Annotated in this window: 1 protein-coding gene; it reads right to left on the bottom strand. The window is 66.2% G+C overall.

Features of this window, described 5'->3' with window-relative positions; genetic code table 11:
* Positions 1 to 12 precede the first annotated feature (12 nt).
* A protein-coding gene (locus OXS27_RS32305) for an IS630 family transposase (RefSeq protein ID WP_267361744.1) occupies positions 13 to 968 on the bottom strand; the annotation gives its coding sequence in 2 pieces (ribosomal slippage) (positions 13 to 632 and positions 632 to 968; 957 coding nt in all).
* Between the last annotated feature and the right edge of the window lie 50 nt (positions 969 to 1,018).

Raw genomic sequence — 1,018 nt, 5'->3', positions numbered from 1 at the left:
AGCGGTGTCCGATCAGGTTGGATCATAAGCGTCGTATCCCGCGGCGGCGATGTATCTCCGGCATTCGTCTGGTTTGAAGGCAGCGAAGGTGTTTTTGATGGCGTCCCAGAGGTCGGCAACGGTGCGCTTTGCAGCCGATCGGAGCATGGCCTTGAGCTTGGCGAAGGCCATCTCGATCGGGTTGAGATCGGGGCTGTAGGGCGGCAGGTAGAGCAGCCGGGCACCGGCGGCCTCCACGGCCTCGCGCACGCCTTTGACCTTGTGGGCCGGGAGGTTGTCGAGGATGACGGTATCTCCTTGCCTCAGCGCGGGGGCCAGCGTTTCAACGACGTAGGCACGGAAGCGTTCGCCGTTCGTGGCCCCGTCGAGAAGCGCGGTCGCGATCAGGCCGCTGGTGCGTAGGGCGGCCGTGACAGTGGTGGTCTTCCAGTGTCCGAACGGCGCGGCGACCCGGCAACGCTCGCCGCGCGGGGCGCGTCCGTAGCGCCGGACCATGCTGGTGTTGGCCGCGGTTTCGTCCAGGAACACAAGGGCGTCCGGGTCGAGGTCGAGTTGCCCCTCGAACCACCCCACGCGGGCAGCCTTCACGTCCTCCCGATCCTGCTCGGTCGCGTGGCCGGTGTTTTTTTTCGCGTGATGCCGTGACGTTTGAAGAAGCGCGACAGGCTGCTCACCCCGACCCGCAGGCCGCGCTTCGCCAGCTTCTCCTGTAGCTCCGGAAGGAAGATCTCGGGCTTGGCCTCATAGGTCGAAACGATCAGGCCGGCTTGCGCTTCGATCGTCTGCGAACGCTGATCCCCGCCCATCGGCTTGGGTGCGATCCGCCCCTCTTGCGCGAAGCTCTCGGACCAGCGGATCGCGCTGGTCGGGCTTACGCCGAACCGCTTGGCAGCCTGACGGCGCGACGCGCCTTCCTCGACGGCGGCCACGACACGCGCGCGCAGATCGACGGATAGAGCAGATGGCATGCGGCTCTCCTGCAAAAGCCGCGCAGGGAATCACATCAAACCCCGACCGG

It is taken from the genome of Methylobacterium sp. GC_Met_3 (genome assembly GCF_026540775.1).
GTDB lineage: Bacteria > Pseudomonadota > Alphaproteobacteria > Rhizobiales > Beijerinckiaceae > Methylobacterium.
Note: the sequence above shows the minus strand (reverse complement) of the source record. Positions and strands in the feature narration are given on the sequence as shown.